Source organism: Sphingobium sp. KKT206, from assembly GCF_055640555.1.
Genome location: NZ_CM145764.1, coordinates 2664664 through 2685819 on the forward strand (window position 1 = coordinate 2664664; position 21156 = coordinate 2685819).

Sequence of the window (21156 nt, forward strand, 5' to 3'; positions counted from 1 at the left end):
ATGAAATGCTACGCATCCCATGGATGTCGCGCTTCAAATCGAAACCGCCCATCGGGCAGCGTTTGCGAGAGCCAGTATCGAGCTTGCGGACATTGCAACGGCCGCCGTAACAGGAGACAAACCTCCAAGGAGCGCGGTTGGTACGGCAATCATATTGTAGCCGATTGCAGTCAAGATGTTTTGTCTTGAGATCCGCTGATAACGCCGGGCGATCGACAGGGTGATCGCAAGTTGTTCCACCCCTCCCGAAAGGAAGGAAACGGCTGCACTGGAAGCCGCCGCAGGATGGGCGCGCGCGACAACGATCCCGCAATCTGCCGCAGCAAGCGCCGGCGCATCGTTGACTCCGTCGCCGATGAACAGCACCGGCCATGGCAAAGTCCGCACCAAATCGGCCTTGGCGCCCGGAGTGCACTCCGACAGGACTTCGCCGGATTTCAGTCCCACCTCGAGCCAGTGGGCGGGCAAGCGGCGATCTGGAACTGGGTGCGCTGATAATCAGCGAAGCGCGTAGATCAGTGGCCTTGGATGGCAAGGAAATCGCCGTCTCTCGCCGGGAGTTTGCGATCCTGCATGCTTTGGCCGAGCGCCCAGGGCACGTCCTGTCGCGCAGTCAGCTGGAAGATCGCATCTACGGCTGGCAGGAGGAAATCGAAAGCAACGCGGTGGAGGTACACATCCACAAGCTCCGTGCGAAACTCGGCCGGACCCGCATCGAAACGGTGCGTGGTGATCCATCGCGATGACCTGCGGCACGCGCTCGCGATCCAGCAACGCCTGCTGCGCATGGTCCCGCTCCTTTCCGCGATCGGCAGCCGCATCGCGGGCCTTGGCGAAGCGGAGCGCTTGGCCCTCCGACCCTCTCTCGCCACGGCCAGGGCCCATCTCGATGCCGGTACGGAACCGCCACCCGATCTGGCCGATGCCGTGCGCTCGCTTCCGCTCGATGCCAGTGATGCGCGCGCGTGGCAGCAGCTCATTCATGATGCGCTGGCCGACATGCTGACCGAAATGCTGACGCTCTGGAGCGAAGTCTCGCGGATCGAGGCGGCGTTGAGCGGAAAGGCGAAGCTTGCGCCCGCGCTCGCGCGAACAGTCAGCGAGACGCGGGCGTTTCCGCTCAACCCCGACATTGATCACGCTGCCCGGATCGCGGCGGGAATCCTCGTAACCTACGCCCTCCTCTGCGGGCTCTGGTATGCGACGGGCTGGCATCAGGGCGCGAACGCCGTCCTGTTCAGCACTATAGCGCTGGCCTTCTTCGGCGGCGGCGACGAGCCTGGCCGAGCGATCGGAATGTTCGCGCGTTTCGCCCTGCTAGCGACCCTGCTGGCGGGGATCCTGTGCTATGGCCTGCTCCCGCTCGCTGCCGATTTCGCGACCTTTGCGATGATGATGGGCCTGTTCATGCTGCCGCTGGGCGTCTGGGCGGCCGTCAGTCCGATGGCGACGCTGCTCCTCGCTTTCGGGCTCAGCAACATCAATCTCCAGGGCCATTATTCGCCGCCCGATTTCGGAACCTTCGTCGAGGCGAGCGTCGCCAGCATGCTGGGCATATTCACCGCCATTCTCGGCGCCGGCCTGTTCCGTACCTGGGGCGTGCAGCATCAGCTTCAGCGCGTCCTCCGCATCGAAGCGCGCGAGATCGCGCGGCTGAGCCGGTCGCCCAGCCGACGGTTGCGGGACAGCTATGTCCAGCGGGCGCTCGACCGCATTTCGGTGGTGACGGCGCGCCTTGCCGCAGCCGGGCAGATCGAGCGGAGCGCCGGCCTGCTCATCCGGCTGCGGGTCGGCGCGAACGTCGCCGACCTGCGCTCGATGGGCAACGCGCTTCCCGCCGATGGGCGGCAGGCGACGGATCGGGTTCTCGATCAACTCCGCAGCGAGTTCGACAAACCGCAGCCGTCGTCCCGTCTGCTCGCGCTCATCGACGAAGCACTTGATGCGCTCTGGCCGGGAGATGGTTCGCCCGGCGCTCGCCCCGACCGCGCCATTCATGCCTTAGCGGGTCTGCGCATCGCCCTGTTCGAGCGCGCGCCGGCCTGGGTACCGGCGACATGATCGGCGAAATCGACATCGCGGGCGTGTTCGTTTCGCCGCTGCTCCTCTGCGCGATCCTCGGCTTCGCGATGCGCCTGCTGCTGTCGCGGGTGCTCGAGTCCATCAGCTTCTACCGCCTCGTCTGGCAGCGCCCGCTGTTCGACACCGCCCTGCTCCTCATCCTGACCGGCACCGCCTTTCTGGCTCTACGCCTTGTCACCGCATCCTGAAGTGCCCGCCATGACCCTAGATCGCGATACCCTCCTCCGCCTGCTCAAGCCCTTGCTCACCCTGCTGGTGGTGGGTGCGGGCGTGTTCGTCTTCTGGCACCTCTATAATTACTACACCTACGCGCCACAGACGCGCGACGGGAAGATCAGGGCGGATGTGGTCCCTCTCGCGGCAGACGTGTCGGGCCGGGTCGAGCAGGTCCACGTTCGCGACAACCAGGTGGTCAGGCGCGGCGACATCCTGTTTACCATCGACCATGTTCGGCTGCGCAATGCCGTTGAGCAGGCCGAGGCCGCTGTCGCCACGGCACGGGCAACGTTGAACGCCGCCGAACGGGAGAACCGCCGCTATCAGGCCCTCTCTGATATCGTCTCGGGGCAGCAACGTGACGACCGCCGCTCCACCGCCGAGGAGGCCCGCGCACGCTATGCCCAGGCGATCGCTGATCGCGATCTCGCCCGCATCAATCTGGCGCGCGCCGAGGTGCGTGCGCCGGTCAACGGCATCGTCACCAATTTCTCGCTCCGCCCCGGCGCCTATGCCACCGCCGGGCAGCCCGTGATGACGCTGGTCGATTCCGACAGCTACTACGTTGCCGGCTATTTCGAGGAGACGAAGCTTTCGCACATCCGCCCCGGCGTCCGCGTCACGATCCGGGTAATGGGCGAGGATAGGCCGCTTTCTGGCCATGTTGAAGGCCGATCGGCGGGCATTGACGATCGCGAACGGACGACCGCGTCCGGAACGCTACTCGCGAATGTCAATCCCACCTTCAGCTGGGTCCGTCTTGCCCAGCGCATCCCCGTGCGGATCGCCATCGACAAGGTGCCGCCCGGCATCGATCTGATCGCGGGCCGGACGGTCACCGTGACGCTCAATGGCGCGGAAAATGCGCTCGGCCCCGGCCGGAGCGAATGACGATGGGGCGCGTCGGAACGAAAAGGCCGCTCGGACTGATGGGCGCGCTGATGCTCGCTGGCTGTGGCACGGTCGGCCCCAGCTATCGGGCGCCGCCCTTGCCCGCAGGCATCTCGGATCGGCCCGCAAGCTTTGCCGAAGGAAAATCGCCCGCCTATTCGGCTGAACCCTTGCCCCAGCGCTGGTGGCGCCTCTACGCTATTCCCCAGTTCGATGCGCTGGTCCAGGAAGCGATCGAGGCAAACACCGACCTCAGGGTCGCGGCGGCCAATCTCGAACGCGCGCGCGCGATTGTCCAGGAGGTCGAGGCCGGCGCGGGCGTCCAGACTTCCACGGCGGGCGGCGTATCGGTGGGCGAGCCGTCCAATCTCGGTCTCGGCTCGCCCAACGGGACCCATGCGACATTCGACGCCGGCGTCGGCATATCCTATGAACTCGACGTCGTGGGCCGGATTCGGCGCACGATCGAAGCCGCGCAGGCCGATGCGGAAGCGCAGGCCGCCGCCTATGACCTTGCGCGCACGACGGTCGTGGCCGGAGTGGTCGGCGCCTATGGAGATGCCTGCGCGGCCGGCGCGCGGATGACCGTTGCGCGCCATTCGGTCGAACTGCAGCGGCAAAGCCTCGCCCTCACCGAAAGAGGCGTGCGCGCCGGCCTCTACACGCACCTCGACGCCACCCGCTCGCGCGCGCTCCTGGCTCAGCTCGAGGCAGCGCTGCCGCCGATCGAGGCAGGCCGCAAAGCTGCACTATTCAGTCTTGCCGTGCTGCTCGGCCGGACGCCCGAAGATTATCCGCCCAATCTCGCGACCTGCCGGATCATCCCTTCCGTCGACCGCCCCCTGCCGATTGGCGACGGTATGGCGCTGATCCGGCGCCGGCCTGACATCCGCGAAGCTGAACGCCGGCTCGCGGCTGCGACGGCGCGCATCGGAGTGGCGACGGCGGACCTCTATCCGAGCGTCAGCCTCGGCGCATCGCTCGGCACGACCTCGCGGAGCGTGGGCGGGCTGGTCGACGATTCGGCGTTGCGGTTCAGCTTCGGCCCGCTCATCTCGTGGTCCTTCCCGAACCGACGCGTCGCCAGGGCGCGGATCGCGGAAAGCGATGCAGCGGCGCGCGCGACGCTGGCGGCATTTGACGGCAGCGTCCTCGCAGCTCTCCGCGAAACCGAGACGGTCCTCAGCACCTATGCCCGTGATCTGGACCAGAATGCAAAGCTCAGGCGCGCGCGCGAAGAGAGCCGGAGGGCTTCCGGGCTCCAGGCCCGGATAACCGGGGGCGGTCTTGGAACAGGCCTTGAACTGCTCGACGCGCAGCGAAGCCTTGCCACAACCGAAGCGGCGCTGGCGGCCTCGGATGCGTCCATCGCCTCGGATCGCGTTCGGCTGTTCCTTGCGCTCGGCGGCGGCTGGGAAGGAGGGATGGCGGGGCCATGATGACCGAGCCTTCGCGAGGCGTACGCTCCGCGGATGTTTGATGGGGCCGAATTACAGAGGAGCAGCCCCGCCTCGATAGGTATCCTTTGTGCTGACGGATCAGGTCCCGGTGCCCCTCCACGCCGCAACTGACGCCATGGTGGCGGGAATTGAACGATCCGCTGCTCGATCAACTGATTTGACGGGCGCCGTTCTCCAACCCGTCGAATGATATCGCCGAAGCGCGTGTTCGGCACCCGGCAGCCTGATCATGTGGTGGGGTTGGTCTCGCCTCATGGATATCCAATTCGGCACGATGCTCGCCAATGATGCACTTGTGGGTTGTTTAATCGCATCACGGTCAAGGCAATTTCGATCTTCGTCGATCTATGGTTGTGAGGTCGTAAGCTTGGCTGGTTTTACAAGCGGCCCCATCTTCTGCCTGCGGGTGATGCCGTCTGTCGGGTACAAGGTCGTATACGCGGTCAGGACAACTCCCCGCGGGATAGATCTTCGTCGGACAGAAATTCTATTCAATCACACGTCGAGGCCGATAAACTGCTCTGTGGTTGTCTCCGGTCCGATGTTGCGTCCGGCTATGCGGTCGTGAATCCGTATTTCATCCTATCGGGGGCAACCCCCGTCAAAGACATCGCAATCGCCCCGGGGCGCGTTACCCCGCGAAACTCTGTATAATCGCAAGGGCAGCAGGATGGATGCCGAACAGGCGGGTTGCCCTGTGCCAAAAGTCATCATTGGCGGTGGGCAGGGCCGCCGATTCTTGTATTGGCAAGTCCGGACAGATACCATCATTATTTGCTCATAAGGGCTGAAGCTTGACTCCCAGCTTCTGTCCATCCCAGTCCAAGCGACTTCTGTATGGCAACATAGCTGGCGGTGAGGGCCGCAACCGCACTGTGCAGGTTTGCCTCTGCAAGCCGCTGCTGGCGGTCAGCCTCAAGAGTGTCGCCTCTCGAAATGACCTGCCGCGCATAGCGCTGCCGCATCAGCGTTGCCGCTTCATCTGCGGACCGCTTGATTTCGGCAAATGCGGCGACGTTTCGCCTTTGCTGTGCAAAGCGCGCAAGCGACGTCTCCGCGTCCTCAAGCGCGCCGAGCACTACCTGCCTATATTGTGCCTCGGCTTCATCGCGACCAGAGCGTGCCTGCGCTATCGCCGCTGACGTTCGTCCAAAATCGAGCAAGCCCCATTGCAGCTGAGGGACGGCGATGTTGGAAATATTGCCCAGATCTACCAGGTCTCCGATGGACGTGCCGCCAATCCCGAGAATCCCCATGAAGCTGATTTTCGGAAAACGAGCTGCTTCCGCGACCCCTATCCGGGAGGTTGTGGCGGCGAGATTGCGCTCCGCAGCGCGGATGTCGGGACGACGGCGCATGAGCGCCGAAGGGTCTCCGATCGACACCCGCGCAGGGGGGATCGGGATATCGCGCCGTGGCGTCAATAGCGGATCGAGAGATCCCGGCGCTTCACCGGCGAGAACCGCTAGCGCATTCATATATATTTCGATCTCAGCATCGGCCGCGGCGAGATCGCTGATCGTGGCCTGAACCGCGCGGTTCGCTTGGCCGACAGTGAAGGCCGGGATTGTGCCTTGCCCGAAACGCTGCCGGGCTAGGGCGAGTTGCTGGCGCTGAAGGTCGAGACCTCCCCGAAAAGCAGCGGCGCGCTGCTGCCGGTCACGAAGATTGGTATAGGTCTGCGCGACTTCAGCGCTGAGCTGAACCTTTGCGTCTGCAACATTATACGCCGCTGCGGCCGCCAGCGCGTTTGCCGCTTCGATTTTTCGCACCTGCCCGCCCGCGAGATCTATTTCCCAGTTTGCGTTCAGACCAAGGTTGTAGAAACGCAGAGACGTGTCCGCATCCTGGGCGGATGAAGGTGCCGGAACAGGTGTGGGTAGAGTACTTCCTTGACTGGCCTGGAGATCGATCCCGGGAAGATCAGCAAATATGGCCGCGCCCTGAGCACCAGCCGTCGGCAGGCGGTTTGCTCGCTCCTGGCGTACAGACCCACGGGCTTGGCGAAGTCGGGCCTGCACAACATCAATCGAGGGATTCGCGACAAGAGTGCGCCGCTCGAGCTCATCGAGAACCGGATCTTGCAGCGTCGTCCACCATTCGGCGAGTTCGGGCTCGCTGGTCGACGCATCCGCTGGTTGACGAACGAATGTCGGCCGCGGCGCGGCTTGGCCGAGCTCTGGTGGTCCGGAATAGTCCGGGCCGACCACACATCCACCAAGGAGCAGCGGAAGGATGAGACCACTTAACTTTGCCATTACCACCTCAATGCATCGTCAGCGACATCCCCTTGGGGAGCGGGCGAAGGAAAAACACGAACGGAAGCGTCACAAAAGTCGCTACCGCCATCGTCAAGAATATGTCGTTATAGGTCATGACGAACGCCTGCTGCTGAATTGTGCCAGCGAGCGACTGAAGGCCCGCGTCCATATTTCCCAGAGTATGAGACATCCCCGCGATATACTCCTGCACGCTTGGATTGTTTGCCCACAGGGTTTCCTCCATCCGTTGGCTGTGGAGTGACATACGCTGGTCCTGGAACGACGTCAGGGCCGCCAGAGCGAATGAGCCACCGAGGTTTCGCGCAGCATTGAAGATGCCTGAGGCATCTCCAGCATCCTCCTTGCTGACTGAGGTAATGGCGGCCTGGTTCAGAAACAGCATGACAAAGATCATCCCCACCCCGCGCAGCAGCTGACCGGTAGTAAAGGCTTCGCCTGCGGATTCCACCGTGAGACTGGTGTTCACAAAGCAGCTAGCAGCCATAAGCGCGAGGCCAGCGCCAACGGCCAGCCTGATGTCGACAACCCGCATCAGAAACGGCACGAACGGCATCACAAAGAAGGCAGGAACGCCCATGAGAAAGATGACCTGTCCGGTCTCGAGGGCATTATAGTCGGCGATAAGCGACAGGAACTGCGGGATGACGAAGGTCGATCCGTACATCACCATGCCCAGCGCTAGCGCCATGATAACGACGCTGCCGAACTGTCTGCTCATGACGATTCGCAGCTTAAGGACGGGCTTTGCTGCCCAGATCTGTCCGATCGCCAACATCACAAACCCTGCTACGGTTATAAACGTCAGCCGGATGATAAGCGTCGATTCGAACCAGTCTTCACGGTGCCCCTCCTCGAGCACGATCGTCAGTCCTCCAAGGCCAAGGATCAGGCCTATAATACCCAACCAGTCGGCCTCGCGAAGATAGACCCAATTCGTACGTTCGTGCGGCAGTCCGAGCAACAGGAGCAAGAGGAGTATCCCGCAGACCGGAACATTGACGAAGAAGGCATAGTGCCAGCTCAAATTTTCCGTCAGCCAGCCACCGAGCAAGGGGCCAAGAACGGGTCCCAAGATTACGGTCATTCCGAAAAGGGCCATCCCGATGGGCTGCTGGGATGGCGGGAGTCGCTTTGCGACAATCGTCATGGCGGTGGGTATCAGCAGCCCTCCCATAAGGCCCTGCCCGGTTCGTCCGATGATCATCGTCATAAGGTCGGTGGCGATGCCGCATAGGATGGAGAACCCGGTAAAGGCAGTCACGGAAATGAGAAGGAGGGTTCTCAGTCCCAAAAGCCGTTCCAGCCAGGCGCTCAGCGGAATGACGACGATCTCGGCAACGAGAAAGGCGGTGGCGATCCACGTTCCCTCAGTGCCGGTTGCTCCGATTTCGCCTTGGATCGTTGGCAGTGCCGAGTTGACGATCGAGATGTCGAGGGTCGCCAGCAGTGCGCCGAGCGAGCCGGCAGCAACAGCGATCCAAGCGGTCAAGTCCGCACGCGCGGAACGAGCTGCGTCTGGAGATGCTGTGACCGTGACCACTGTCAACGCTTCCGGCTTACGGCCTGACGGAGTCGATCCATCTCTCCTCTGGCTGAACGCGTATCGACCGTTACTCCAACCGACATTCCCGGCACAAGGAGCGTGCGCACTTCGAGAGGAGCATCGATTGCAATGCGTACAGGCACGCGCTGTACGATCTTTGTGAAGTTTCCGGTCGCATTCTGGGGGGGGAGCACCGAGAATTGGGCGCCCGTGCCAGGAGCGACACTGGCAATACGCCCGGTCAGTTCGACGCCAGGGAGCGCATCGATTTCGATGCCAACAGGCTGGCCGACGCGCATAAGCCCCAGTTGAGTTTCCTTGAAGTTCGCCTCAATGAACAATCGATCGACAGGAACCAGTGTCATCATGCGTGTGCCGGGCTGCACGAATTGCCCGACACGGACAGCCAGATCGCCCACACGGCCATTGATTGCAGCCTTGAGCACTGTCGATTCGACGTTGACGCGCGCTACCTTGAGTTGGGCACGCGCGGCCTCTGCTTGCGACTGGGCCTGACGCACCTGCGCGCCCAGTGTACCGACACGCCGTTGCGCGGCGATCAGCGCCGCCTGCGCAGCATTGGTTCGCTCGCGAGCTTGTCGTGCCTGCGTCTGAAGCTGCGCGAAACGCTCCCCTGGCTCAGCGCCTGATGCGGCAAGCGGCTGATATCGCGTAACCTGCTGTGCGGCGAAAGCAGCCTCGGCGCGCGCCGCGTTGAGCTGGGCTTGCGCTTGCGCTATGGTTGCCTGCTGTTCGGAAATCTGAGAGCGCGTCGTATCCCCCGCAGCCGTTGCCGTTTCGATCTGGCTGGCAATCTGTTCGGTCTGCGCCCGATATTCGCGGGGATCGAGTTCAGCCAGAGACTGCCCCTGCCGAACCGTCTGATTCTCGATAACGAACACCCGTTCAACATATCCGGCGATCTTGGGCGCTGTGATGACGGAATCTGCCGCAACATAGGCGTTGTCGGTCACCTGCATGTATCGGCCCCGGTTCTGATGATCCAAGTACCAGACAAAGCCACCGATGAGCAGCAGGATCGCGCCAATGAGCATCGCGAGGCGAACGCGCGGCGATTTAAGCGGCGACACCGCAGATTCGCCGAGGCTCTCAGAATCCGACGAAACAGTGGCCGACTTGTCCGCCATATAAATTACAATCCCAATGTTGCGCGGTGTGGTTCTGTCTTGCAGCATTAAGGAGTGATCGGCAATTGCATATTATATGGAACCTCAGCATTACGCAGAGATAACCCGCTCCTTGCCCGCCGCCGCTGGACCGGTCCTACACCTAAGCCGCATATCAGGCTGTAGCTCCCCCAAACTTCAAGCAAGAATCAAAAGATACCGAGGAGCGGTTTGCTAGGCTGGTGCACAACACAGAAACTGATGGCGCGTGATGCCGAGCACTCCGACGCGAAAAATTACTTTGCCGATCGGGCGGTCGTTAAGAAGTGAGCCTCGAATTGGTGTCCCGTTTCAATCCCCACAATTGTGGCCTATGGTGATATCAGCCAGGGTCACACGAAAGGTGACCCGGCACTTTGATCGGTTGCGCCGCCGTCACCTTGCATGGAAGCAATAATATAGGTTGTTTCTGGCCCGAGTAGCTTTTCGTTATTCTCGCCCCGGCCCATTACCCTGCAATGCCATAGTTCAAGAGATAATGCGCAGCCTCACACAGAGGCGTCGAATTCAATAGCGTCAGCTTTCGTCGCTAATTTTTGCTCCCCGGACAGCGCCGCGCGAGCGCTGTTCCACGAAGAAAGCCGCGGCGTGCGAAGCCGGCGTCAATCGCTGCCGCCAGGCGTCTTTCGGCCGGAGCTGCGCCCGAAATCTCCCGAACTAAGCCCCGAAACGGTATGATTGTGTTAACAATAGTTTTCCCTCCAGCCTCGGCCAGCCGACCAGCCCTGTTCTCTTTTTTGTTGTTGCCGACCGCAAAATCAGGTCCGAGGACGCTATCGAGCTCCGTAGTTGCGGCCTTGATCTGCGCACAGGATTTCAAGCCGACGAGACCATATGGATTTTCTTGCGCTCTTTCCAGAATAGCTGGAATTTCGGTTTTGGCCGCGCCAATATCTTTCGCCGGCTGCGTGACGATTTCCCGACCGCGGTCAACTGTCTCATCTTTTCTGGCGGGTTGCTCGGGGGTTTGTGCAAGAGCCGCCATGGCAAAAACAAGTATCATCATCCGCCCAATATCCTGACGACAAGGTTGAAAGCATAAACACGACCGCTGTGGCGTTCGCTGTTACCGCGCTTGAAATAACAGCGGCTGCCCGCCAGGGCATGACGATCATATTGAGTGGCGCCCGTGAAGAACGGGCGCCACTATGATCATTGACCGCCGGTCAATGCTGAAGGAAGAAGTGCCTTCCCATTGGTGAGTTCCTGCTCAAGTGTGGGAACGGCGGTTCCCGCGACTTGCTTCAAGGCTGGGTCGGTGCCGTCTTGCGCATAGCCTTTGTTGATGGCCCATGCCGCCTGTAGTACTTGGGCGGACTGGGATAGATAAAGATTATCGAAGCTGCCGCGCGGCGTCTTCTGGAGCAGCTTCACGAGTGCGGCTCTGTCGGAGGAAAGCGATGACGATGGCGCTTTTATTGTCCGCTGATCGTTGCGCAGCGCGGCCATGAGTGCTTTCTGCGCGATTTGCGCTTCGGTCTGAACACGTTTGGCAAAAGCCTTCACATCGTCACGCTGAGCCTTGGTCACGGCGAACTGCGCTGCTTTTATTTGATAGAGGTTCGCATCCGATGCAGCCATCACAAAGGCTGGCTCATTCTGTCCAGCTATCGGTGTTGTGCCGGTATCCATGCTCGACATTGAACCTGTGTTTGTTGGTGAAACAGCTTGGGCGAGAGCCCCTGAACCTGAAAGCGCTAGCGCGCCTGCGGCCATAATGACTTTCAGCATAATACCTTCTCCGTAGAATAGATTTCTAGCGGTCAAGTGGCCGCATCACGTTAAGCGTGACGACGTCGTAACGATGCTGTTGGATAATCGTTCCACCATCGCCCGCATTGCATAAATTAAATTGTCAAATGAGTGTCACTTAAATCGAAAGCGGACTGCATTTCATAATCCGATAGAAATATTAATCATTACGAGATTTGACTTATCACATGGTCGATATGCTATCGCTTATTAATACGTAGAATCCGGGATTATACTATCTTGCTTACTCTGGCTCCGATCGGGTCAGCCCTTCAGATAAAAACAAAAACTCGTAGATACCTACGAAGATATCTGGCGCATGGCGATTTTGTACATGCTTTCGCGCCCTAAGATTGTAGAGATCGGCGGCAAGTTCATGATCAATTTATCCCCTGCTTGCGTTCCATTCGATCCTTCGATGTATCAAGCGCGCGCTCCGTGGAATGCTTCCGCGCTGTTTGCGCGGACCAATCCGTCAATTCTGTGGTTGAGCGAGCTACTGCACGATCGAAAGCGGCGACTATCCCACTCGTGGTATTTGCGGACGCTGGCTCCTGCACCAAGAAGCGCTTGGCCTCAACGGGACGACGATCAGTAAGGTCAAACAGGGTTGCATCGCCTTCGATAATGACAATGGGCGGTGCTTTTTCACCCCCATCGAGGGCATACCGTGCTTCGAATCGCTCGATATCAATCTGCAGCGCATGCGATGCCCCGGTGGCATTTCTGACGCCCGTCAGGCGCACGTCAGGTGCCCGCGCCGCATATTGACGCATCAGCGCCTGGGTGAAAAGATCGGGGACCGGCGCCACCCAACGAACCCCCTTAAGGTAGAGCGCACGTTCCCCCCGCGTGGTGAGCATGCGATCGCCCTCTACCTCCTGCGAGAACCGGGGGCGAAGCAGAGATACAGAGCGAGTCGGGAGCGCACCCTGCATCCCGGTGACGGACGTGGGCTCGACCACGCCAAACCTGAAAAGGTCAGCGCGCTCGCCGCCGCCTAGCAGGTTTCCACAGCTACCCAGCAGCAAGGCGCTCGACAGAAGTGCAAAAGTCCGATTCCTGGTTGATAATGTCACTTAGGCAACTCCAGTTCAGCACCCCGGCTTTTGGCCAGAGCTTCGCGGGGACTTTGTCGGATCCCGCGAATTAGTCCGTCCAGCGATTCAGCTGTTTCTTGCAAGGTCAGCATGGTCGCATTGATATTAGGGATCGTGGTCGTACCGATATCGGCGCTTTGCGTGTCGAGTTTGGCGATCACGCCGCGAGCCTCATGAACTGCCGATTTGAGTTCGTTTGCCGCCTGGGAGATATCGGCGAAGGCGCGCTTGCCATCGCCATCGGCAATCTGCCGAACGGCCGAGGCCGCGCCCTGAATATCGTCAGCCGCCCGATCCAGTTTGGCGAGCGCGGAACCGGCATGGGCGAACATGGTCCGATTGGCCGCCAGTTCCGCCGTAGTCATTCGGACATCGCGAATGGCACCGCCGATGTTGGCGATATTACGATCCGAAAGGACCTTGTTCACACGGCTCAGTGCCTCGGTCGCGCTTGCCACCACCTGTCCTCCGCCTTGCAGCAATGAAGACATAGCGTTGGGCTTGCTGGCGATGACAGGCCGCTTACCGTGATCATTGGTCTTGAGCAGCGGCTTGCTCGGCGTGCCCGCGCTGATTTGCACGATGCTGACCCCTGAGATGCCCTGACTTTCAGAGGATGCGACCGAATCTTCGCGCACCGGTGTCCCGCGCGTCAGTTCGATATCCGTGATCACACGGTTGGGGTCGCGCTGGTCGAGGCGGATTCCGCCGATTTCCCCGACCTTGATGCCGTTGAACTGCACTTCGCCTCCAACGCTTAAACCTCTGACCGGCCCATGAAACACGATCTGGTAAGAATCACTTCCTTTGGCCGAACCGCCGAGCCAGACCACAAAAACAAGCGTGGCGATAAGCAACGCGATGGAGGCGGCGCCTACCAGAGCATAGTTGGCATGGCGTTCCATCAGCTTTCTTTCTCTTTTTTCGCGGCACGGCCGCGCGGTCCCAGAAGATAGCTCCGGATCCACGGGTGATCTGACCGTTCAAGTTCTTTGATCGTTGCAACAGCGGCGATTTTCTTGTCAGCGACAACCGCAACGCGGTCGCAAATCGCGTACAGAGTATCGAGGTCGTGGGTTATTATGAACACGGTGAAGCCAAGAGCATCCCGCAATGTTCTGATAAGATCATCGAATTCGGCTGCAGCAATTGGATCGAGGCCGGCAGTCGGCTCGTCGAGAAAGAGGATATCAGGATCCAGCGCGATTGCGCGGGCTACCCCCGCGCGCTTGCGCATTCCGCCAGATAGCTCGGCAGGCTTCAAGCAGCCTGCATCTTCCGGCAAACCAGCAAGCTTGATCTTCAGCCTTGCAAGATCGTGCACATACTCACGTGTAAGTTTCGTATGTTCCAGAAGTGGCGCCTCGACATTTTCTTGTACGGTGAGAAAGGAGAATAATGCGCCTTGCTGGAACATCACCCCAATCCGACGCTCGACTTCACTGTGCGCTTGCGGATCGCGGATGTCCTGCCCGAATATCTCGACGGATCCGCCATCGGGCTGCTTGAGGCCCAGGATGGTGTTGAGCAGCACCGACTTACCGGAACCCGATCCGCCAACCACACCCAATATCTCACCGCGCTTGACCTCAAGGCCGAGATCCTCATGGATGACCTTGTCGCCAAAAGCCGTGCGCAGGCCTTTGACGCGAATGGGCACGTCTTCGGCATCGGTTTCCACAAGCGCCCTCACAGATCGAGCGCCATGAAGATAACCGCGAAAATCGCATCGAACATAATGACCATGAAGATTGACTGGACGACCGCGGACGTCACATTTTGACCAAGGCTTTGGACGTCGCCGCCGACCATAAGGCCATGCCGACAGCCCGCAGCAGCGATGATCAGAGCCAGAAACGGCGCTTTGCACATGCCTATCCAGAAATGCTTAATGTCCACCGTTTCGAGCGTACGCTGGATGAAGAAGACCGGGCTGATATCAATCGTCACCCAACTGACCAAGAGTCCGCCAGCAAGACCGCCGATATCCGCGCAGAAGGTCATAAGAGGCATCATGAGAAGCGCGGCTAAGATGCGCGGGATTACCAGCGCATCGAAGCGGTCCACGCCCATAACCTGCATCGCATCGGTTTCCTGGTTCATCCGCATCGAACCGATCTGAGCGGCAAAGGAAGATGCGGAACGTCCAGACAGAAGGATGGCAGTGATCACCACGCCGAACTCGCGCAGGATGGCCACGCCCACCAACTGGATCGTGAACACCTCAACGCCAAGCGTTGTCAAAAGGTTGGTGCCAACGAGCGCAATGACCGCGCCGATGAAGAAGGTCATGATAAAAACTATCGGAAGCCCATTAATGCCCGCGTCCTGCATGAACGCGACAAGCGGCGTCATGCGCAGTCGGCGAGGATCGCCAAGGGTACGGCCGAGCGCCACAATAAGCTGCCCAGTGAACACCAGCATCTGGTAGGCGTCATCGGCGATCCCGATTACCTGACGGCCGAAGCGCTCGAAAAATCCCAGAACACCAGTGACGCCAGCCTTACCGGCCGTATCTGATTCAAGGGCAGGTCGAACAAGGTCTATCAGCCTTTGCAAATCCTCTCTTTCGCCAAAGTCTATATCGGCGTCTGGAGCCATGGACCGCAAAAGCAGGAGGGCACCGGCAGTGTCGATCCGCCCCAGAGCAGAAAGATCGAGACGCTGCACGACTAGACTCCTGGCCGCCTGGGCACCCAGGCGCCCTTCCGCATCGCCCAAAGCAAGCGAAGTCCAGTCACCGCTCACATGCAGAGTCGGGCCGCCACCCTCGTCAATATGCCAATCTGCCGCGATCATCGCACTAGCAGCATGGGAATTGAGCAGCGGACGATTTCGGCTCCTGCTGGCATCAACGCCACGCAGCGCATATCTTGAACCTTGGCATGGTCAAGCATTGGGGTCTCACGATGATGATCGAGCAATGGCACGCCATGGGCCAAGAGGTGCCAGCTTCGTCGCAGTCATAACTTTATCCTCTCCCCTTGCCATGCCATCGAAGATTGAGCAAGGACATAACATATGGAACCTCAGGAAGTTCATTTGCGCGCACTCGCGACGGCCTTTGGCTGGACCTGGTACAGAATGCGGCGGCTGATCGACACGCACCTTGCGTCCCAAGGTGCATCGATGGCCCGTCTTAAGCTGCTGGTATATCTCGCCGAGCAACCCAGCCGCTCAACCGATATTGCAAGCTTCTTCGATCAGGCCCCGCGCACGGTAACCCAGGCGATTGACTGGTTGGAGCAGAATGATCTGGTCACGCGCTCGCCCGTTGAAGAGGACCGTCGTGTAAAGCTCGTGGAAATCACGGACGCAGGCAGGGCGATGCTGGAGCAGGCCCTGCCACTCTACGATGGCATTGTGGCGAAGACCTTCGGCAGCTTGACCGCGGAAGAACTGGAAGCATTGGATAGGGCGATCCTTCACCTCGACAAGGTCGTGGATCAACTCGAAACGCAAGCTGGCTTCCGCCAAGGTCGCGTCCCCACGCTCAAGGCACATAATGATGGCTGATCCTCATTTGATGGACGGGCCTGAAGCGGTCGCATTGAAGGAGCGGGAGCGGTTCGCACAAATCCTGCTTCTGTTCGGGCGACACGGCCTCAAGGGAATGGCCTCCCGGCTAGGTCTCAGACTGGGTGGTGAGGAACCATTTGATAGCGCTCGACCAGAAGCAGTCGTTGCGCTGCTGCAAGATATCGGTCCTGCAGCGGTCAAGTTCGGGCAGATTCTTGCAATGCGAAGTGATCTGCTGGAGCCCGATTGGATCGATGCGCTTTCGAAACTTCAGGACCGGGTTCCGCCGCTGCCGTTCGCCACCGTGCGACCACTTATCGAAGAGGCGATCGGCGGAACTGTGGAAAGCTATTTCGCCTCCTTTGAAGACGAAGCGATTGCGGCCGGCTCGATCGCTCAGGTCCATGCAGCAACGCTGCTCGACGGCCGGGACGTTATCGTCAAGGTCCGTCGTCCCGGGATCGAGCGGATTGTCGACGCCGACCTTCGGCTGCTGCGCCGCGTCGCCCGGATCGCAGAGCGCCGCATCCCCGAGATCGCGCGACTAAAGCCGGACGAACTGCTGCGCCACTTCGCTGAAAGTATCGATCGGGAAATGGACCTTGGCGCGGAAGCTCGCGCCAGCGATACGATCGGAGAGTATCTCAAAGCTTTCGGCGTGCGAACGGCTCGCTTTGACTGGGAGTTGTCCGGCAGGCGTGTCAACATACAGGAGCGGTTTCGAGGCGTTCCGGCAAGCAATCTGGAGGCGGCGCGGCAAAGCGACCTTGATCTCATTAGCCTCGCCAGCACCTATGCGCAGGCGATCCTCCACATGATCGTCATCAATGGTCATTTCCACGCCGATCCCCACCCCGGCAACGTCTTTTTCCTGGAGGACGGAACGCTGGGGCTTATCGACTTCGGAGCGGTGGGGACGCTTCTGCCACGACGCCGGGAAGAATTGGTACGGCTTGGCCTGGCGATCGCGGCGGAGGACACAGGCGGGGTCGTCGATATTCTGCTGCTTTGGGCGGGCGACCCTGATGTTGACCGTGTCAGGCTGGAAGAGGCCCTGGCCGAACTGATCAACCGTTTCAGCAATGTTCTGCTCGAGCAAATTGACCTTACCGACATTTTCCAAATCGTCTTTGCGATACTGCGCGACTTTCATCTCGCGCTCCCGCCCGATCTGGCACTGGTGCTCCGGACGCTGCTCACGGCAGAGGGATTTGTCCGGCGCATCGATCCGACATTCGACATCACTCGAGAACTGGCTCCGCTGGCAAAGGAACTGATGCGCGAGCGAACGAGTCCGGCGCGATTGCGTGGCGAAGCGGGCAAGCTGTTTGCAGCGCTTGGAAGAGCCGCCTTGTCAACGCCGAGCCTGGTGGGACAGATCGAGAGAGTTGCGCGTACCGGATCGATCACCGTCAGTATCGCACCCAGGGATCTTGAACGATTGCGCGGCGATGAGCGCAACAGCAGAGCCACTCCCCAGCTCTACCCCGCAGCATTGGGAATATGTGCTGCAATCCTTTTCGCCTCGGAACCGATCATCGCCGGGCTGCTGGCGGTGCTTTCCATTGCCCTGGCAATTGGCGAACGAGTGAAGCGGCGGTGATCACGTTCCAAATCTCGCGAAAATTAAAAGCTCATTTGTCGCGCTACCGGCTCCAGGATTTCTAGGTCACATGGAAACGCGTTCGAACTGGTTGAAGGTGAGCCTTGTTGTCGGCCTGCTCATAACCGCCGTCATTGGGTTCACCCTGTGGCTCATCCAGTCACGTGAGGCTGACGGGGCCACGTATGAGGTGCAGTTTAAACAATCGGTTGACGGCGTTCAAATCGGATCGGGCGTCAACCTTCTTGGTGTTCCCGTTGGGAAAGTAACCCAGGTCCGGCTCCAACCTTCAAATCCGGATACGGTCGTGGTCCGGTTCGTCCTTACCAAGGACATCTTACTCCATCGCGGCGTGACAGCGTCGGTCGATAAATCATTCTTCGATGGATCGGCAGAGATAAGCCTGGCGGGAAGCAACAAGCGTGAACCAGCACTTACAGTTCAAGCGGGACAGCCATTCCCGCTTGTACCAGTGAAGACCGGCGGCCTCCTCAGCGGCGACCTCAATCCAGGCGAGATGATCGCCAAGATATCGTCAGGTGCCGATAGCATCTCAAAGAAGCTGGACCCTGCCGGTCAGCGATCCATCGAGGAACGTCTTGGCCAACTCGCGCTGCGCTCGCGGAACTGGAAAAGCGATGTCAGTCAAATCGCGGGGGAGGCCCTGCAGGAAGACAGGATCCATTCTCTAGGGAATGTAATGGCTCGGGCGGGAGACGACGCGGAGAGGCTTCGCCTGAGGCTCGAGGCATCGCGGGGCGGTCTTCACGACAGCCTCGGCCGGCCCTTGCATGATGCCGAAGGCAAAGCCCGGTCTCTGGGCCTATCCATTTCGCACGCACGGCCCCGGATCAGGCAATTGGAAGGGGATGCGCAACAAATCGCCGAAACCGCCCGCGCCGTTCGCGAACCAGTTCGACGCATGGGCGATGCGGCCAAGAAGATTGACCGGGAAGGCGTGGGATCTCCCAAACTACCTGACTACCGTCCCACGACTGAGGAAAGGAAATAGATGATCGCGATCGACCGCTCAGGAACAGACCGACCCTCGTCTTCATGCACAGGCGCGCAATCAGCTTCTGTGAAGCACGAACTCAGGACGATAGAACGACCCTCTCAATTCTTCGCGCGTGAGTGGATGCAACGTCCTGAAGTGGCGCAAAGGCAGAGCCAAAAATGGACTAAGGGGTTTATCTTCAATCGGGCCTGCAGGATCGAGACTGGTGGATGACCGGGAAGAACTGCAAAATCGATGGAGCCGCTGGTATCAGCCTGGCTGCTGAAGTGAAGGGCGAATGCAGGGCGATGCCCGTCTTGCTTGCCCACGGGGCGGGTCAGACTCGCCGCGCCTGGAAGCGGGTAGTGCAAGATCTGGTCGAGGCGGGGTTTCGCGCTATCGCTATAGACATGCGTGGGCATGGCGACAGCGACTGGTCGAGCGCAGGTGCGTATGACGTGCGCGACTTTGCGGCCGATCTCGTCGCGGTAGCATCAGGAATGGATCGCAAACCGGCTCTGGTAGGCGCCTCCCTCGGCGGCCTTGCCGGAATGATAGCAGAAGGAGACCTCGCCCCAGGCAGCTTCGCATCGCTCACTCTTGTAGATATAGCCCCGCGTATCGAGCCGGGCGGCGTGATGCGGGTGGTCAGCTTCATGCAAGAACATGTCGAGACTGGCTTTTCGTCTCCGGAAGAAGCTGCACAAGTCATTGCGCGCTACATGCCACATCGTCGCAAGCGCAGAGCGGGCGATGGCCTACGGCACTATCTCCGGCAGAAAGAGGATGGCCGCTATTACTGGCACTGGGATCCAGCATTTATTCGCAATATGGTGGCTGCACATTGCAGCGACACCGCGCATCAGGAGCAGCAAGTCAATATATTATACAAGGCTGCCGCTAATTTGACGCTACCGCTGCATCTGATCAGGGGCGGATCCAGTGATCTTGTCTCGGAAGGCGCTGTCGAACATCTGCGCGAACTGGCACCGCATGCTGAATATACCGACATTATCGATGCCACGCATATGGTCGCAGGCGATGCAAACGACGCCTTTTCTGCCGCAATTCTCGGCTTTTTAGGGCGCCAGTCCAGCTCCTAGAGGGACGAGCATGGGAGAAGAGATTTGCTCCTGATCATCGAGGGTCGGACGACTTGCTGTGCAGAGCGCCATACATTGGTGGGTTTGCCTAAGATGACACTCGGTAACTGGCTGCTGCCTCGCTCACTGGACTGCTATCCATAACGAAGGTGACGAAAGTTGACGACCAGAAATCTGACCGGCATGCTGGCCAAAAAGATGCCGCGGGAAACAGGCACCGCGCGCACAAAGGGCGAAACCCTGTTCCAGCTATTCTTTGCGCTCATCCAATGGCCTTGGCTGTTGAAAAGCCTTTATGGGGGAAACAAAGCTGAAAAAAATGCTGTTCTTGAGCGTATAAACCTTGAACAGGACGCCTTGCCTCATCTTGGCAGCTGGAAAGCAGATACTTACCTTCTTCACAGGATTGTTGATGAGATTGAAGTCCGACAACCGAAAAATGTTGTGGAACTAGGTTCCGGAGTAACTTCGCTGGTTATCGCCAAAGCATTGTCGCTTCACGGTGGCGGGCATTTATACAGCTACGATCAGTATGAACCGTTCGTTGAGCAGATGGGCATTTGGCTCGCTGAGCACCACCTGTCGGCAAGTTTCAGCCATGCTCCGCTGAACTTTCGGGACCAGGCCTGGCCTGGATTATGGTATGCCTTGCACGACCTTCCACAGACAATTGATCTGCTTGTCATAGATGGACCGCCTTGGTCAATTCATCCCTTTACCCGAGGAATGGCGGAACGCCTTTTCGAACGTATCGCACCGGGAGGCCTTATCATGCTCGATGATGCAGCAAGACCGGGAGAAAGATACGTGGCGCGACGCTGGAGGAAAACCTGGAGAGACTTCGAGTTCAAGTTCGAAGGCACGGGCGCCAAAGGCCTGCTAACGGGACGGAGGATCGACAGATCGGATAATCGCCAAAAGTGACGCTGTAATGCATTAGCGACTTCCGTTGCTGATTCCGAGGCAAGCCGAACTCGCGGAACTGCTGGCAGCCGAAGTGGCTGCCGACCGTTTCCCCGACATGGATGCCTTGCGGATACGCTTCGCTCCCGATCCGGCGGCGCTTCCCGACGTGGTGGTGGAACTGGTCCCCCTGGTCACCTATGATGTTCTCCTGGCGGGAGAAGCCGCATGAGCCGGAACGCTCCCGCTATCGACGCCCAGCGCCTGAGCCTCATCCTCAACGACCTGCGTCTGCCCGCAATCAAACTGATCTGGCCCGACTTTACCACGCGGGCCGACAAGGAAGGCTGGCCTGGTGCCCGTTTGCTTGCAGCGCTCGCTGAGCATGAGATCGCAGAACGGGACCGACGCCGGATCGAAAGGCATCTGGGCGAAGCCCGCCTGCCACCTGTCATCGGTCGTGCAATTCTCCGCAAAAGTGGGCTCTCCCGCAATTTCGGTGCAGGCGTCGGGAACGA

At 59.7% G+C, this 21156-nt stretch carries 21 protein-coding genes and 1 pseudogene; 12 read left to right on the top strand and 10 right to left on the bottom strand.

Annotated features, from left to right (window positions below; all coding sequences use genetic code 11):
* Positions 1–33 precede the first annotated feature (33 nt).
* Positions 34–468 carry a cation-translocating P-type ATPase gene (locus tag ACZ2HM_RS12920; protein WP_165418760.1) on the bottom strand — a complete coding sequence of 145 codons (435 nt, stop codon included), beginning with the start codon at positions 466–468 and terminating at the stop codon, positions 34–36.
* A 56-nt stretch (positions 469–524) separates the two neighbouring features.
* Here ACZ2HM_RS12920 and ACZ2HM_RS12925 point away from each other — a divergent pair, with 56 nt between their 5' ends.
* From ACZ2HM_RS12925 to ACZ2HM_RS12945, 5 genes are read left to right on the top strand one after another with little or no spacing between them, the layout of a single operon-like run.
* Positions 525–746 carry a winged helix-turn-helix domain-containing protein gene (locus tag ACZ2HM_RS12925; protein WP_254908173.1) on the top strand — a complete coding sequence of 74 codons (222 nt, stop codon included), beginning with the start codon at positions 525–527 and terminating at the stop codon, positions 744–746.
* Complete coding sequence (locus ACZ2HM_RS12930) at positions 727–2061, top strand: FUSC family protein (protein ID WP_185705174.1); 1335 nt, start codon at positions 727–729, stop codon at positions 2059–2061. The genes ACZ2HM_RS12925 and ACZ2HM_RS12930 overlap by 20 nt, the downstream gene beginning before the upstream one ends.
* Positions 2058–2270, top strand: a complete 213-nt coding sequence (locus ACZ2HM_RS12935) for a DUF1656 domain-containing protein (RefSeq protein WP_086486327.1) — start codon at positions 2058–2060, stop codon at positions 2268–2270. The genes ACZ2HM_RS12930 and ACZ2HM_RS12935 overlap by 4 nt, the downstream gene beginning before the upstream one ends.
* Before the next feature lie 10 nt (positions 2271–2280).
* Entirely contained in the window at positions 2281–3189 is a 909-nt protein-coding gene (locus ACZ2HM_RS12940) for an HlyD family secretion protein (protein ID WP_086486394.1), read from the top strand.
* Entirely contained in the window at positions 3186–4628 is a 1443-nt protein-coding gene (locus ACZ2HM_RS12945) for an efflux transporter outer membrane subunit (protein WP_239019096.1), read from the top strand. The genes ACZ2HM_RS12940 and ACZ2HM_RS12945 overlap by 4 nt, the downstream gene beginning before the upstream one ends.
* A 791-nt stretch (positions 4629–5419) precedes the next feature.
* Here the strand turns inward: ACZ2HM_RS12945 and ACZ2HM_RS12950 are convergent.
* The 9 genes from ACZ2HM_RS12950 to ACZ2HM_RS12990 form a co-directional block, all read right to left on the bottom strand.
* A complete protein-coding gene (locus ACZ2HM_RS12950) occupies positions 5420–6907 on the bottom strand; it encodes an efflux transporter outer membrane subunit (protein ID WP_088189891.1) in 1488 nt (495 codons plus the stop codon).
* Positions 6908–6914: 7 nt separating this feature from the next.
* Positions 6915–8420, bottom strand: coding sequence for an MDR family MFS transporter (locus tag ACZ2HM_RS12955; RefSeq protein WP_174827323.1), 1506 nt, complete (start codon positions 8418–8420; stop codon positions 6915–6917).
* 53 nt (positions 8421–8473) lie between these two features.
* Positions 8474–9622, bottom strand: coding sequence for an HlyD family secretion protein (locus ACZ2HM_RS12960; protein ID WP_119750438.1), 1149 nt, complete (start codon positions 9620–9622; stop codon positions 8474–8476).
* Between the two features lie 568 nt (positions 9623–10190).
* Complete coding sequence (locus tag ACZ2HM_RS12965) at positions 10191–10664, bottom strand: hypothetical protein (protein ID WP_370569476.1); 474 nt, start codon at positions 10662–10664, stop codon at positions 10191–10193.
* Between the two features lie 149 nt (positions 10665–10813).
* A complete protein-coding gene (locus ACZ2HM_RS12970) occupies positions 10814–11392 on the bottom strand; it encodes a DUF4142 domain-containing protein (protein WP_235955309.1) in 579 nt (192 codons plus the stop codon).
* A gap of 401 nt (positions 11393–11793) precedes the next feature.
* Entirely contained in the window at positions 11794–12351 is a 558-nt protein-coding gene (locus ACZ2HM_RS12975) for an ABC-type transport auxiliary lipoprotein family protein (RefSeq protein ID WP_262503698.1), read from the bottom strand.
* Positions 12352–12488: 137 nt separating this feature from the next.
* Entirely contained in the window at positions 12489–13418 is a 930-nt protein-coding gene (locus ACZ2HM_RS12980; RefSeq protein ID WP_024020666.1) for an MlaD family protein, read from the bottom strand.
* Entirely contained in the window at positions 13418–14194 is a 777-nt protein-coding gene (locus tag ACZ2HM_RS12985; protein WP_031309820.1) for an ABC transporter ATP-binding protein, read from the bottom strand. The genes ACZ2HM_RS12980 and ACZ2HM_RS12985 overlap by 1 nt, the downstream gene beginning before the upstream one ends.
* A gap of 8 nt (positions 14195–14202) precedes the next feature.
* Positions 14203–15312 (bottom strand): ABC transporter permease, encoded by a 1110-nt coding sequence (locus tag ACZ2HM_RS12990; protein ID WP_239019097.1) that lies wholly within the window; start codon positions 15310–15312, stop codon positions 14203–14205.
* Between the two features lie 243 nt (positions 15313–15555).
* On the opposite strand from ACZ2HM_RS12990, the gene ACZ2HM_RS12995 reads away from it, so the two are divergent.
* The 7 genes and pseudogenes from ACZ2HM_RS12995 to ACZ2HM_RS13025 all read left to right on the top strand — a co-directional run.
* A complete protein-coding gene (locus ACZ2HM_RS12995) occupies positions 15556–16029 on the top strand; it encodes a MarR family winged helix-turn-helix transcriptional regulator (protein ID WP_165418813.1) in 474 nt (157 codons plus the stop codon).
* A complete protein-coding gene (locus ACZ2HM_RS13000; RefSeq protein ID WP_031309825.1) occupies positions 16022–17635 on the top strand; it encodes an ABC1 kinase family protein in 1614 nt (537 codons plus the stop codon). Before ACZ2HM_RS12995 ends, ACZ2HM_RS13000 begins: the two co-directional genes overlap by 8 nt.
* A gap of 70 nt (positions 17636–17705) precedes the next feature.
* Complete coding sequence (locus tag ACZ2HM_RS13005) at positions 17706–18647, top strand: MlaD family protein (RefSeq protein ID WP_119750436.1); 942 nt, start codon at positions 17706–17708, stop codon at positions 18645–18647.
* Between the two features lie 215 nt (positions 18648–18862).
* Positions 18863–19735 (top strand): alpha/beta fold hydrolase, encoded by an 873-nt coding sequence (locus ACZ2HM_RS13010; RefSeq protein WP_086486321.1) that lies wholly within the window; start codon positions 18863–18865, stop codon positions 19733–19735.
* Between the two features lie 159 nt (positions 19736–19894).
* Positions 19895–20659, top strand: coding sequence for a class I SAM-dependent methyltransferase (locus ACZ2HM_RS13015; protein WP_130754661.1), 765 nt, complete (start codon positions 19895–19897; stop codon positions 20657–20659).
* Positions 20660–20684: 25 nt separating this feature from the next.
* Positions 20685–20870: a hypothetical protein gene (locus tag ACZ2HM_RS13020; RefSeq protein ID WP_086486319.1), complete on the top strand. Its 186-nt coding sequence runs from the start codon at positions 20685–20687 to the stop codon at positions 20868–20870.
* Positions 20867–21088, top strand: a pseudogene (locus ACZ2HM_RS13025) (hypothetical protein); the annotation flags it as partial. The gene ACZ2HM_RS13020 and the pseudogene ACZ2HM_RS13025, both read left to right, overlap by 4 nt.
* Positions 21089–21156: the final 68 nt, after the last annotated feature.